The following is a 12,479-nucleotide window of genomic DNA, read 5'->3' as shown; positions in this document are numbered from 1 at the left end:
GACGGCCTGGCGCTGCGGTGGCCGAGAGGTCACCCCGCTGGGCGATGAGGCCCGGCATGATGTCCGAATCATCCATGACTCCCAGGAACCGGCACCGATGACCACCCCCCGACTGTTGTCCGAGCGCTATGAACTGGGCGAAGTGCTCGGTTACGGCGGCATGTCCGAGGTGCACAAGGGTCTTGACACGCGGCTGGGCCGCGACGTCGCCGTGAAGGTGCTGCGTGCCGACCTGGCGCGCGACCCCCAGTTCCAGATGCGCTTCCGCCGCGAGGCGCAGAACGCCGCGTCGCTCAACCACCCCGCGATCGTGTCGGTGTACGACACCGGCGAGGTGCAGGGCGAGTTCGGCCCGCTGCCCTACATCGTGATGGAGTTCGTCGACGGGCAGACCCTGCGGGAGATCGTCAAGACCCAAGGGCCGATGACGCAGCGGCAGGTCATCGAGGTGATGGCCGACGTGTGCGCCGCCCTCGACTTCAGCCACCGCCACAACATCATCCACCGCGACGTCAAGCCGGCCAACATCATGATCAACCATGCCGGCGCGGTCAAGGTGATGGACTTCGGCATCGCCCGCGCGCTCGGCGAGGGCCAGAACGTCACCCAGACGGCCGCCGTCATCGGCACGGCTCAGTACCTGTCTCCCGAGCAGGCGCGCGGCGAGGCCGTCGACGCCCGCTCGGACGTCTACGCCGCCGGTTGCGTGCTGTTCGAGCTGCTCACCGGCGAGCCGCCGTTCACCGGCGACACCCCGGTGGCGGTGGCCTACCAGCATGTGCGTGAGGAGCCGCGCCGCCCGTCGGAGCTCAACCCGAGCATCCCGTCCTCGCTCGACGCCGTCGTGCTGAAGGCGCTGTCGAAGAACCCGCTCAACCGGTACCAGTCATCCGCCGAGATGCGCTCCGACCTGGTGCGGGTGCGCAACGGTCAGGCGCCGATGGCCCCGCTGGTGATGAGCGACGACGAGCGCACGGCGATGATCGCCTCGAGCCCGGCCGCCCCCACTCGCCGGATCAACGGCCGCCACGCGCCTGCGCCATCGGACAACTACGACGACTACTACGACGAGCCGCCCCGGCGCAGCACCGCCAAGGTGATCGGGGTCGCCGTCGTCGTGGTGCTCGCGCTCAGCGTGGTCGGCTTCTTCGCGTACCAAGTGCTCAGCGGCCCGCCCGCACCACAGACGGTGTCGGTGCCCGTGGTCACCAACATGACCGAGACCGAGGCGCGCAACCAGCTCATCGCCGCCGGACTGCGGCCGGGCGATCCCCAACCCCAGGAGTCGACGGTCGAGCAGAAGGGGCGCGTGATCTCGACCGACCCGCAGGTAGGCACCCCGGTCGACGAGCGCTCCTCGGTCACCCTGATCGTCGGCAGCGGCCCGGCCACCGTCACGGTGCCCCGGCTGGAGGGTATGACGCCCCAGCAGGCCGAGGCCGCCCTCCAGGCGGAGGGCCTCGAGCTCGGCCAGCAGCGACCGCAGGAGACGGCCGACCCCTCACAGGTCAACAAGGTGATCAACTCCAACCCACGGGCCGGGGACTCGGCGAAGGGCGGCGCCCAGGTCGACATCATCGTCGGCGCCCAGCAGACGGGCGTGCGGGTCCCCGACGTCTCCGGTCAGGACGTTGACGACGCCGTGAACGCCCTGGAGGACGCCGGGCTGAGGCCGCAGCGCCCCGACGGTGCCGACGACACCGACAAGGTCTCGGGCACCAATCCCCCTGCCAACCAGACCGTGCCGCCGGGCACCGAGGTCGATCTGCTCACCGGCAGCAGCGACGAGGTCACGATGCCCGACCTCACGGGGCTTCGCGAGGAGCAGGCGAAGGATCGCCTCGCCGGGCTCGGCTTCTCGCGGGTCTCGATCCGGCGACAGCAGAGCAACGAGTCGCAGGACGGGCGCGTGCTCGATCAGTCGGTCGAACCCGACAGTCAGGTATCGACGGACCAGACGGTCACCCTCACGATCGGCGACGCTCCCGGCGGTCTGGTCAATTAATCCGGAGCGGCCGCACGCCGGGATCAGGGAGGCTGGCGCCATGCGCGTCCTCGTCGTCGACAACTACGACAGCTTCGTCTACAACCTCGTGCAGTACCTCGCCCAGCTCGGGGCACAGGTCACGGTGCGCCGCAACGACGAGGTCGACCTCGATGAGCTGGAATCCGTCGACGGTGTACTCGTCAGCCCTGGCCCCGGCACGCCCGAGCGGGCCGGCTCGAGCATCGAGGTGATCCGCCACAGCGCCGGGCGTTCGCTGCCGGTGTTGGGCGTCTGCCTCGGCCACCAGGCCATCGGGGTGGCGTGGGGCGGGGTCGTCGAGCGCGCGCCGGAGCTGCTGCACGGCAAGACCTCGCTCGTCCACCACGAGGGCACCGGCGTGCTCACCGGGCTGCCGAACCCGTTCGTCGCCACCCGCTACCACTCGCTGTCGATCCGGCCCGACACGCTGCCCGCCGAGCTGGAGGTCACCGGCCGCACCGACGGTGGCGTGATCATGGCCGTGCGGCATCGCGAACTTCCCGTCGTCGGCGTGCAGTTCCACCCCGAATCGGTGCTCACCGAGTGCGGACACCGGCTGCTGGCCAACTGGATGGCGAGCGCGGGCCACCCGGTGCCCGAGCCCACCGTGGAAGCACTCACCGCGGAAGCCGCTGCCGTCACCGCCAGCGCCTGACTCGGTGCCCCACTCGGCACGCTACCGTTGGGGGACGTCACACACTCCGACATCCCGAGGTCAGCGCCCATGCCGAAGTCCAAGGTCCGGAAGAAGGCGACCTACACGCCGCCTGCCAACCGCCCCGGCACCACCCCGGTGAAGGTCGCGGGTCCCACGCACCCGATCTACATCGGCGTGATGCTCGGCGTCATGCTGCTCGGGCTCGTATGGCTCGTGGTGAACTACCTGGCCGGAGAGTCGATCTCGTTCATGGCCACGCTCGGGCCATGGAACTTCGCGATCGGGTTCTCACTGATCGTAATTGGTCTTCTGATGACCATGCGCTGGCGCTGACCAGCGTAAATACACCAATGTGAGTAGTCCCCATTGTGGACAGGTGCTGTGGACAAGTCACTTTCCGTGATCAACACGGATGAGTGATCATGCGCCCGCCGGCGTCCGGGAATGGAGTCCGGCGCTCGGCCTCGTCGCGCTGGCCTGGCTGCTGGCCGTGGCCGCCGCAGCCTGGGGCGCGGCACTGTTGTGGACCGGATCCGACCCCGCGGGGAGCCTGCTGGCCGTGGTGGCCGCGCTGGGCGCCGGGCTGGCCGCGCTGTTCGGCACCCGCGCGCGGCCCCGTCTGCGTGCCGATCCGGACGGGCTGACGGTCGGCGGGCTGCTGCGCCCGCGCCACCATCCATGGCCCTTCGTCACCGACGTTCGGGTGCTTCGGGTGCGGCGGCTCGGGCGGGAGAGCTCACTCCTCGAGGTCGACACCGTCGCCGCGGACGGCACCGAACGGTTGCTCGTGTTCGGCCGGCTCGATCTCGCGGCCGATCCGGAGGACGTCGCGCCCCAGTTGCGCGAGCTGAGACCGTGAGACGTCACCCACATGCCGCAATCGGATACGCCGCGTGGCAAGGGGGCCGCCCGAACGTGCGGTCGTGTGCGGCCGACGGCGGCCCTACTATCGGCTGAGGCGACGAAGGGAGTCTGGATGGCGACGACCACACAGATGCGGGGAACGGACGGCTGCGCCTCGGGCTGCGGCTGCAACCCACCCGCCTGACCATCCCGACGAGCCACGGCGGGGCACCCTGACGAGGGTGCCCCGCCGTCGTCGTCCGACTCAGAAGCCGGTGATCCAGATCAGGAGCGCCAGCACGGCGGTGAGCGCGCCGATCGCGCCGGTCTGTACCACGGCGCGGTTGCGTGCGGGCGCATAGACAAGAGCGGCCGTGGCCACCGCGCCGACCACGAGGCCGCCGAGGTGGCCTATCAGCGAGATCCCCGGGATCACGACGCTGATCAGGACATTGAGGCCGATGATCCCGAAGACCTGCCCGGCGGGTGCCCTGAGCCGCCGCAGCACGACGACCAGCGCACCCATCAGCCCGAACACGGCCCCCGACGCGCCGGCCACCTGCTCGTTCGCGCCGTAGAAGAGCATCACCGCGGTGGCGCCGCCGAGCATGGAGGCGAGGTACAGGGCGAGGAAGCGACCGCGCCCGAGCACGATCTCCAGATCCCGGCCCAGCATCCACAGCGCCAGCATGTTGAACACCAGGTGGATCGGACCGATGTGCAGGAACCCCGAGGTGAGCACCCGCCACCACTCGCCCTCGTGCACGAACCCCGGCACGAGGGACAGCTCGCGGAACAGCGCCGACATGGAGTTGTACATCGGGTTGCCCGCCTGCACCGCGGTGAGGGCGAAGACCACGATGTTGAGCCCGATCAGCGTCGGCACCACCACCGGACGGCCGCTCGGCGCCGCACCGGCCACGGTGGTGCCCGTCCGGGCGGTGCGATGTCCCTCGGCGACGCAATCGACGCACTGGTAGCCCACCGAGGCCTCACGAAGGCACTCCGGGCACGACGGGCGCCCACACCGCGTACAGCTGAGCCCCGTGGGGCGGTCCGGATGCCGCACGCACACGGCGGCAGGGCCGTAGGGCGAGCCACCGGGCTGGTACGGCGGCGGTCCGGCGGGATACGTCATCACATGACTCGGGACGCTCAGGCCGAGACGTCGATGTGCTCGATGACCACGTCGGAGAGCGGCCGGTCCGAGCGGTCGGTCGACGTGGCGGCGATCGCGTCCACGACGGCCCGCGACTCCGCGTCCGCCACCTCACCGAAGATCGTGTGGCGCCGGTTGAGGTGCGGGGTGGGGCCGACCGTGATGAAGAACTGCGAACCGTTCGTGCCCGGGCCCGCGTTGGCCATCGCCAGCAGGTACGGGCGGTCGAACCGCAGCTCCGGGTGGAACTCGTCGCCGAACTCGTACCCGGGCCCGCCGCGGCCGGTGCCCGTCGGGTCGCCGCCCTGGACCATGAACCCGCCGATGACCCGGTGGAAGATCGAGCCGTCGTAGAACGGGCCGGACGTGCCGCCCTGTGCGTTCGGCTGGCTATAGGGCTTCTCCCCGGTGGCCAACCCGACGAAGTTCGCGACCGTCTTCGGGGCGTGGTCCGGGAAGAGAATGATTCGGATGTCGCCCTGGTTCGTCCGGAGCGTCGCGGTGTGCTTGCCGTTTCCTGCTTCCGTCACACCCCCATCGTGCCAGCACCGCCCTCGGGGCGTCCGTCCAGCACCTCGGCGAGGAAGGACGTGACCTCCTGCTCGTAGGCAGCGGGGTCGGCGTTCCACGATGCGGTGTGTTCGACGAGGGGTACCTCGAGGTAGCGCATGGGCCATCCCAGATCCCCGCTGGCGGCGGCGAGCGCCCTGCTGGCCGAGACCGGAACTGCCGTGTCGCCTGCGCTGTGCACGACCAGTGTCGGTGGCCGGACAGCAGGCGGGTTGCGCACCAGGTCGAAGCGGTTGAAGTCGATCCCGATCCGGCGGCTCGTCACCGCACTGGCCAGCGGGGAGAACCCGGGCGGGAGACGCCGGTTGCGCGCCTGCTGGCGCAGCGTGGCACGCCAGTCGACCAGCGGGGCATCCCAGACGACGGCCGCCACACGGGCGGCGTCGGCCGAGCGGTCGAGGAAGGCGCCGGTGACCGCACCACCCATCGACCAGCCGAACAGCACGATCCGCCGCGCACCACGCTCCACCGCGAACCGGACCGCGGCCTCGACGTCCTCCCACTCGGTGTCGCCGAGGTGGTAGTAGCCGTCCGGGCTGGCCGGGGCGTCCACATCGTTCCGGTAGCTGATCACCAGCTGCTGGAGCCCGAGCGCGTGCAGCGCCGGGAGGATCCGCAACGCCTCTCGGCGCGCTCCACCCCTTCCGTGCACCAGCACCGCCCAGGTGTCCCCGTCCGCCGGGACGAACCAGGCGGGGTAGGAGCCCAGCGGGCCGGGCACGTCGACGTTCTCGAACGCGAGACCGCGCGCCGCCGGATCCGGGTCGTACGGTCCGGCGTCGAGCACAGCCGCGGATCCGGGCTCGGGACGATCCCCGCCGATGAGCGGCCGGACCACCTCGTGCTTGCTCTCCCCTGCCACCGGACCCAGCACCGCGAGCCCGCTCTCGTGGTCGGACGCCCACCGCAGCCCCCAGGTACCGGGCTGCGTCGTGAGGCGGCTGGCCGTGAGCGTGATCGCACCGTCGGCGACCGCGAGCACCCGTTCCGGGAAGACCGGTCGAGCTGACGTGTCGAGCAGAACCGAGGAGTAGAACCACCCGATCCCGGCCGCACCCGCCCCCATGCCGAGGCCGACGCCGAGCCCGGCTCCCACCCGCCGCAGCAGCATCACGCCGATGATGATGCCCGCCACCGTGTGCAGCGCGCAGCCGCTCACGCTCACTCCACCCGGTGACCGGGTCCCCACCTGCGGTTTCCCCAGCCACCGGTTCGGGTGAACCGGCAGCCACGAGCGGTGGATCCGTGGCAACTGCCACTCGCCCACCTCGTTGTCCACCAGAGATCAGCGTCGCCCTCGACGACAGCCAGCACGAAGGGATACTCGATGAGCGAGCTTGCACGGCGCACCTTGCGCGCCACCGCTGCCGTGGCCGGGATCGCCGCCGCGGGCGTCGGGCTCGCGGGTCCCGCGTTCGCCGCCCCCGCGGCCCCCGAGCGGCCGTCCACGGACGAGGCCGCCCCCGCACCCGACACCCGCTCCACGCCGAACGTCGTCGGCAACGCGCCCAAGACCTCGGACCTGCCCGACCTGCCCCAGCTCTTCACGATCCAGGGCACCGGCGTCTACACCGCGGACCGCGGGCTCCCCCAGCTGCCCGCGTCCCGCCAGCTGCCCACCAACGCGCTGCCGAGCACGGGCGACACCGTCAACGTCGGGAACACCCAGCCGACGCGGAGCACCGACGTCGAGTTCCGGTCCGCCGCACCTCAGCAGCAGGACAGCGCGATGCAGCGGCTCGACGCCGGTTCGATGTTCGACACCGTCCCCGGCCAGGTGCTGGGCGCAACCGCGAACAACGACGTCCGTTCCTGACGGTCGGGTGCGATAGGTCCGGGCGCACGTGCCGGCCGCCCGGACCTATCCCGTCCGCCCGCTGGTCGCGCAGGCCTTACCTCCGACGTCATCGACCCGACGACCCATCCCGGGCGAGAGTCGATCCCGACAGCACCGACGTCAGGAGGATCGCCATGACCGCCCTCTCGCTCGCTCGCATCGTCTCCGTCCGTGATGGAGGCTTGCTGCTCCGGTTCGCCCTCCGGCTCGACGCCGCCGGATCAGGCGCGTTGGGTCTGCTGGGGCTCCTTGCGGCCGCGCCGCTGGCCGACCCGCTCGGCATGACAGCAGGCGGGCTGCGCGGGACCGGCGCGTTCCTCGTCGCCTACGCGCTCGCGCTCGTGTTCATCGCCGCACGGCCGGTGATTCCGAGGGCCGCCGCATGGACGGTCGTCCTGGGGAACAGCGCCTGGGTCCTGGGCAGCATCGGTGCCGCAGTGGCCGGGTGGGACACGTTCACCGCACTCGGCGTGGCCGTGGTGCTCGCCCAGGCCGCCGCCGTGGCGGTGTTCGCCGACCTGCAGTGGATCGGCTTGCGCAGGGCTCGCTGACCGACGTCTCAGGTTCGAGGGCTGATCTCGCCCATCTTCGACCAGCCCTCGCCGGGGACACCCTGCACGCTCACGATGTCGGGCGTGGTGGCCACGACGTCCGGCGCCCAACCGATGAAGGTCTTGAAGTGGTCGGACCCCACGTGTGCGGCCGCTGCATCGTCCTGGAACGCCTCGACCACCACGAACTGGTTCGGATCGGTGACGCTGCGGGACCACTCGAAGAAGATGTTGCCCGGCTCGGCCCGGGTGGCCTCGGTGAAGTCGGCCACCCGGTCGAGCCACTGGTCGGCGTGCTCGGGCCGGATCGTGAACTTGGCGACGATGAAGATCATGTGTCCTCCGGTCAATAGTGCTTGCGCAGCACCATCAGTGAGCGCGCCGTGATGCGGAGCCTTCCACCCGGCCGCGCGTCGCGTTCCCGCCTGCGGGCGCGCGCCCGCAGCGGGTCGGCGGTGTCGACCACGATCGTCCAGATCCGCCCGTACGCCTCGCCGGGCAAGGTGAACGGAACGGCCTGGTGGTGGGCGTTGAACAGCAGCAGGAACGAGTCGTCCACGACGCGGCGGCCGATCGCGTCGCGCTCGGGGATGCCCTCACCGTTGAGGTAGATGGCCAGCGAACGCGCGAACCCGGTGTTCCAGTCCTCCTCGCTCATCGGCTGCCCGTCCGGGCGGAGCCACGCGATGTCCCCGATGTCGGATCCTCGGATGGACCGGCCCTGGAAGAAGCGCCGCCTGCGGAAGACCGGGTGCTCGCGGCGCAGCGCGGCGACCTGGGAGATGAAGTCGGTGAGCACGGAGTTGTCCCGTGCGATCGACCAGTCCACCCACGCGAGCTCGTTGTCCTGGCAGTACACGTTGTTGTTGCCGTGCTGGGTTCGGCCGATCTCGTCGCCGTGGGCGAGCATCGGCACGCCCTGCGACAGCAGCAGCGTCGCGATGAAGTTGCGCTTCTGCCGCTCCCGAAGCGCGTGGACCGCACCGTCGTCGGTCGGGCCCTCTGCGCCGTGGTTCCACGACCGGTTGTGGCCCTCCCCGTCGCGGTTGTCCTCGCCGTTGGCCTCGTTGTGCTTGTCGTTGTAGGAGACGAGGTCGTTCAGGGTGAACCCGTCGTGGGCGGTGACGAAGTTGATGGACGCGATCGGCCTGCGGTTGTCCTTCTCGTACAGGTCGGACGAACCGGTGAAGCGCGATGCGAACTCGCCGAGGCTCGCCGGCTCGCCGCGCCAGAAGTCGCGCACTGTGTCGCGGAACTTCCCGTTCCACTCGGTCCACAGCGACGGGAAGCCGCCGACCTGGTAGCCGCCCTCGCCGACGTCCCACGGCTCGGCGATCAGCTTGACCTGGCTGATCACGGGGTCCTGGTTGACGAGGTCGAAGAACGCGGCGAGCCGATCGACCGCGTGGAACTCCCTGGCCAGAGCGGCGGCGAGGTCGAAGCGGAAGCCGTCGACGTGCATCTCGAGCACCCAGTACCGCAGCGAGTCCATGATCAGGCGCAGTGACTCGTGGGCCCGGACGTTGAGGCTGTTCCCGGTGCCGGTGGTGTCGTCGTAGAACTCCGGCTGGTCGGGCACCAGCCGGTAGTAGTTGGGATTGTCGATGCCCCGGAACGACAGCGTCGGTCCGAGGTGGCTGCCCTCCGCGGTGTGGTTGTAGACGACGTCGAGGATGACCTCGATCCCGGCCCGGTGGAACTGCTTGACCATGTTCTTGAACTCCTGCACCTGCTCGCCGCGGGTGCCGAAGGACGCGTAGTCGTTGTGCGGGGCGAAGAAGCCGATCGTGTTGTAGCCCCAGTAGTTCGACAGGCCGCGCTGCCCCAGCCCGTGGTCGTGCACGAACTGGTGCACCGGCATCAGCTCGATGGCGGTGACGCCCAGGTCCTTGAGGTGCTTGATCATCACCGGGTGGACGAGCCCCGAATAGGTCCCCCTGATCTCGGGCGGCACGTCCGGGTGCGTCATCGTCATGCCCTTGACGTGCGCCTCGTAGATCACGGTCTCGTGGTACGGGATGCGCAGCGACCGATCACCCGTCCAGTCGAAGAACGGGCTCACCACCACCGAGCGCGGCATGTACGGCGCCGAGTCGGTGTGGTTCAGCGAGCGCGGCTCACCGAACCGGTAGGAGAAGAGCGCCTCGTCCCAGCGCACGTGCCCGTCGATCGCCTTGGAGTACGGGTCGAGCAGCAGCTTCGCCGGGTTGCATCGCAGGCCGGCCCGTGGGTCGTACGGGCCGTGCACGCGGAAGCCGTAGCGCTGCCCGGGGCGCACGCGCGGCAGGTAGCCGTGCCAGATCAGCACCTCGCGCTCGGGGAGGTCGACGCGCGTCTCCCTGCCGTTCTCGTCGAACAGACATAGTTCTACGCGCTCGGCGACCTCGGAGAAGAGCGCGAAGTTCGTGCCGCCCCCGTCGTAGTTGGCGCCCAGTGGGTACGGCGAGCCCGGCCAGATCTCCACTTGGGACACTCGGGTCAGACCGACGCTCCGACCAGCTCGGCGAGCCGCGGGAACTGCTCCTCGACCGGGCCCTCGTCGAAATTCCAGAGCAGCTCTGTGACCCCGATCCGCTCCAGCCGCGGGATCGCCTCGACGATCTGCGCGGGCGAACCGGTAGGCGACGCGCCGTCAGCGGTGGGCTCGGTCGCGGGGAACTGGTTGACCCGCACGACCACCGGGAGCGTCGCCGGGTCGCGACCTGCCTCTTCGGCCGCGGCGCGGTACACCTCCACCGTGCCCTCGAGCGCCTCCCAGCCGAACCACACGGGGTTCAGGCCCAGCCCGAGCCGGGCGGCGCGCTGGATCCCGCCCGGCGATGCAGCGCCGGCGAGGATCGGAATGTCATCCCGTAGCGGCTTCGGGCCGACGTTCGACTCCTCGATCCGGTAGAAGCGGCCGTCGTACGAGACCGGGTCGGATCCCCAGACTGCGCGCACCGCTTCGATGAACTCGCTGAAGCGGGGGCCACGACTGCTCAGCGGCACACCAGCGGCCTCGAACTCCTGCGCCATCCAACCCTGGCCGAGCCCCGCGACCACCCGACCGCCGCTGAGCCGGTCGAGCGTGGCGAACCGGCGCGCGAGGTCGGCTGGGTTGTGCAGCAGGGCAACCATGATGCTGGTGCCGAGCGTGATCCGGCTGGTGCGCGCCGCGGCGAACGCCAGTACCTCGAGCGGCGCGAGCACGGAGTCGTACGCGTCCGGTAGCGGAACCGTCTGCCCGTCCATCAGGCCGCCCGCGGTGGGGGACAGAAGGCGCTCGAACGTCCACACCGTGTCGAGGCCGATGCGTTCCGCCGTCTCGGCCACCGTGCCGATGGTGTCGGCACTCGCGGTCGAACCTGTCGTGGGGAGCGAGACACCGAGCTTCACGCTTCGTGACAGTAGTCCGCATTCGCCCGTCGGCAAGCGTGGTATACCAAGGCGATGGTGCACGACGAGGCGGCCGTGCTGCCGCCGCTCGGCCGCTCGACCACGCGGTCGGACCTGGTGGCCGCGTCGATCAAGTCCGCGATCCTGTCCGGCCGGCTCCGGCCGGACGAGCTGCTCGTCGAGCGCAAGCTGGCCGACCTCCTCGGCGTCTCCAAGACCCCGGTGCGCGAGGCGCTGATCGCGCTGACCTCGTCGGGCCTGCTCACGCCCACCCGCAACCGCGGGGTCGCCGTACGTCGCCTGCGACCGGAGGACGTGCAGCAGGTCTACGAGATGCGGCTGCTGGTCGAGCCGTGGGCCGCGGGCCAGGTGGCCGCCACCGGCACGTTCGACGCCGCCGAGGCGCGCCGCGCGCTCGACGACGCGGCGCGCTTCGTCGAGGCGGACGACCACCCCGGGCTGAGTCTCGCCAACCGGCGGTTCCACCGCAGCATCTACTCCACCTGCGCGAACGAACTGGTGATCCGCTCCCTCGACGACCTGCAGGACCTCACCGCGCTCGGCACCGTGAGCCTGCTGTGGGAGCAGTGGCCGACCTGGCGCGCCGAGCTGGAGGAGCACCGCGAGATCCTCGCCGCGGTCCAGGAACGAAGGGCCGCCGACGCCGAGGAACTGATGCGGGGCCACATCCAGCGTTCGATCACCCGGCTGCAGGACGAGCGAGAGCGAGCCGCGGCAGGCTAACGACGGCGGCGGAACTCGGCGAGCGTCGACTCGTCCGGTGGGTACGTGCCACGCAGGGGCGCGCCCGACTCGATCTTCTCGAGCACGAACGCCTCCAGCCGCTCCTGCTCGACGGCCGCCGCGGCCACCTCGGCCGCGAGGTGCCGCGGCACACAGACGACGCCGTCGCGGTCGCCGACCATGATGTCGCCCGGGTAGACCGGCACCTCGGCGCAGCCGATCGGCACGTTCAGGTCCACCGCGTGGTGCTGGGCGAGGTTGGTGGTGGCCGCCGCGCCCGCCGCGAACGTCGGCAGCGCCAGTTCGGCGAAGCCCTCGCTGTCGCGTACCGACCCGTCGGTGACGAACCCGGCCACGCCGCGGCGCAGCAGCCGCGTGGCGAGGATGTGACCGAGCGACGCCGCCCGCGTCTGGCGCCGGGCGTCGACGACGAGGACCGCGCCGGGCGGCACCGTCTCGACGGCCTTGCGCTGCGGGTGGTCGTAGTCCTGGAACACCGACAGCGTGTCCACGTCCTCGCGCGACGGGATGCAGCGCAGCGTGAACGCCTCGCCGACCATGCGGGTCTGCGAGGGGTTCAGCGGCACGAGCCCGTGCAGGAACGTGTTGCGCAGGCCGCGCGCCATGAGCTGGGTGGTCACGGTAGCGGTGCTGACGCTGCCCAGTGCCTCGAGCGTGCCGCGGTCCACGGTCTCGGTCGTCATGACCCTCCTCAT

Annotated in this window: 14 protein-coding genes; 7 read left to right on the top strand and 7 right to left on the bottom strand. The window is 70.6% G+C overall.

All coding sequences use genetic code 11. The features are described 5' to 3' along the window. Positions 1-97: 97 nt before the first annotated feature. The 4 genes from pknB to K1T35_RS00135 all read left to right on the top strand — a co-directional run bounded on the left by pknB (position 98) and on the right by K1T35_RS00135 (position 3,543). Complete coding sequence (pknB, locus tag K1T35_RS00150) at positions 98-2,005, top strand: Stk1 family PASTA domain-containing Ser/Thr kinase (protein WP_220258171.1); 1,908 nt, start codon at positions 98-100, stop codon at positions 2,003-2,005. Between the two features lie 40 nt (positions 2,006-2,045). Next, positions 2,046-2,681 carry an aminodeoxychorismate/anthranilate synthase component II gene (locus tag K1T35_RS00145; protein WP_220258170.1) on the top strand — a complete coding sequence of 212 codons (636 nt, stop codon included), beginning with the start codon at positions 2,046-2,048 and terminating at the stop codon, positions 2,679-2,681. Between the two features lie 69 nt (positions 2,682-2,750). Further along, positions 2,751-3,017 (top strand): cell division protein CrgA, encoded by a 267-nt coding sequence (gene crgA, locus K1T35_RS00140; RefSeq protein ID WP_220258169.1) that lies wholly within the window; start codon positions 2,751-2,753, stop codon positions 3,015-3,017. Positions 3,018-3,096: 79 nt separating this feature from the next. Continuing rightward, a complete protein-coding gene (locus K1T35_RS00135) occupies positions 3,097-3,543 on the top strand; it encodes a PH domain-containing protein (RefSeq protein WP_220258168.1) in 447 nt (148 codons plus the stop codon). 249 nt (positions 3,544-3,792) lie between these two features. Here the strand turns inward: K1T35_RS00135 and K1T35_RS00130 are convergent, their stop codons facing one another. The 3 genes from K1T35_RS00130 to K1T35_RS00120 form a co-directional block, all read right to left on the bottom strand. Further along, positions 3,793-4,512 (bottom strand): rhomboid family intramembrane serine protease, encoded by a 720-nt coding sequence (locus tag K1T35_RS00130; protein ID WP_255621429.1) that lies wholly within the window; start codon positions 4,510-4,512, stop codon positions 3,793-3,795. Between the two features lie 170 nt (positions 4,513-4,682). Further along, on the bottom strand, positions 4,683-5,216 hold the full coding sequence (locus K1T35_RS00125) for a peptidylprolyl isomerase (RefSeq protein WP_220263323.1): 534 nt from the start codon (positions 5,214-5,216) through the stop codon (positions 4,683-4,685). After that, a complete protein-coding gene (locus K1T35_RS00120) occupies positions 5,213-6,415 on the bottom strand; it encodes a S9 family peptidase (RefSeq protein ID WP_255621428.1) in 1,203 nt (400 codons plus the stop codon). Before K1T35_RS00120 ends, K1T35_RS00125 begins: the two co-directional genes overlap by 4 nt. 168 nt (positions 6,416-6,583) lie before the next feature. Between K1T35_RS00120 and K1T35_RS00115 the strand changes: the two genes are divergently transcribed. Together K1T35_RS00115 and K1T35_RS00110 are read left to right on the top strand one after the other, a co-directional pair. Continuing rightward, the gene (locus K1T35_RS00115) at positions 6,584-7,072 is read left to right on the top strand and encodes a hypothetical protein (protein WP_220258166.1); all 489 of its coding nucleotides are present in this window, start codon (positions 6,584-6,586) and stop codon (positions 7,070-7,072) included. Between the two features lie 155 nt (positions 7,073-7,227). Beyond that, positions 7,228-7,644 carry a hypothetical protein gene (locus K1T35_RS00110; protein ID WP_220258165.1) on the top strand — a complete coding sequence of 139 codons (417 nt, stop codon included), beginning with the start codon at positions 7,228-7,230 and terminating at the stop codon, positions 7,642-7,644. 8 nt (positions 7,645-7,652) lie between these two features. Here the strand turns inward: K1T35_RS00110 and K1T35_RS00105 are convergent, their stop codons facing one another. The 3 genes from K1T35_RS00105 to K1T35_RS00095 are packed head-to-tail and all read right to left on the bottom strand — an operon-like array spanning position 7,653 to position 11,019. Continuing rightward, the gene (locus K1T35_RS00105; RefSeq protein WP_220258164.1) at positions 7,653-7,979 is read right to left on the bottom strand and encodes a putative quinol monooxygenase; all 327 of its coding nucleotides are present in this window, start codon (positions 7,977-7,979) and stop codon (positions 7,653-7,655) included. A gap of 11 nt (positions 7,980-7,990) precedes the next feature. Continuing rightward, positions 7,991-10,108: a glycogen debranching protein GlgX gene (gene glgX, locus K1T35_RS00100; protein ID WP_220258163.1), complete on the bottom strand. Its 2,118-nt coding sequence runs from the start codon at positions 10,106-10,108 to the stop codon at positions 7,991-7,993. A gap of 14 nt (positions 10,109-10,122) precedes the next feature. After that, the gene (locus tag K1T35_RS00095; RefSeq protein ID WP_220258162.1) at positions 10,123-11,019 is read right to left on the bottom strand and encodes a TIGR03619 family F420-dependent LLM class oxidoreductase; all 897 of its coding nucleotides are present in this window, start codon (positions 11,017-11,019) and stop codon (positions 10,123-10,125) included. 54 nt (positions 11,020-11,073) lie between these two features. Here K1T35_RS00095 and K1T35_RS00090 point away from each other — a divergent pair, with 54 nt between their 5' ends. Then, on the top strand, positions 11,074-11,763 hold the full coding sequence (locus tag K1T35_RS00090) for a GntR family transcriptional regulator (protein ID WP_220258161.1): 690 nt from the start codon (positions 11,074-11,076) through the stop codon (positions 11,761-11,763). On the opposite strand, the gene K1T35_RS00085 is transcribed toward K1T35_RS00090, so the two are convergent. Further along, a complete protein-coding gene (locus K1T35_RS00085) occupies positions 11,760-12,467 on the bottom strand; it encodes a ribonuclease activity regulator RraA (protein WP_220258160.1) in 708 nt (235 codons plus the stop codon). The two genes, K1T35_RS00090 and K1T35_RS00085, sit on opposite strands and share 4 nt — an antisense overlap. Positions 12,468-12,479 lie beyond the last annotated feature (12 nt).

Origin of the sequence: Pseudonocardia sp. DSM 110487, from assembly GCF_019468565.1 — a bacterium.
Classification (GTDB): Bacteria; Actinomycetota; Actinomycetes; order Mycobacteriales; family Pseudonocardiaceae; genus Pseudonocardia.
The sequence above is the reverse complement of the archived record's forward strand: the minus strand, read 5'-3'. Positions and strand labels throughout refer to the sequence as shown.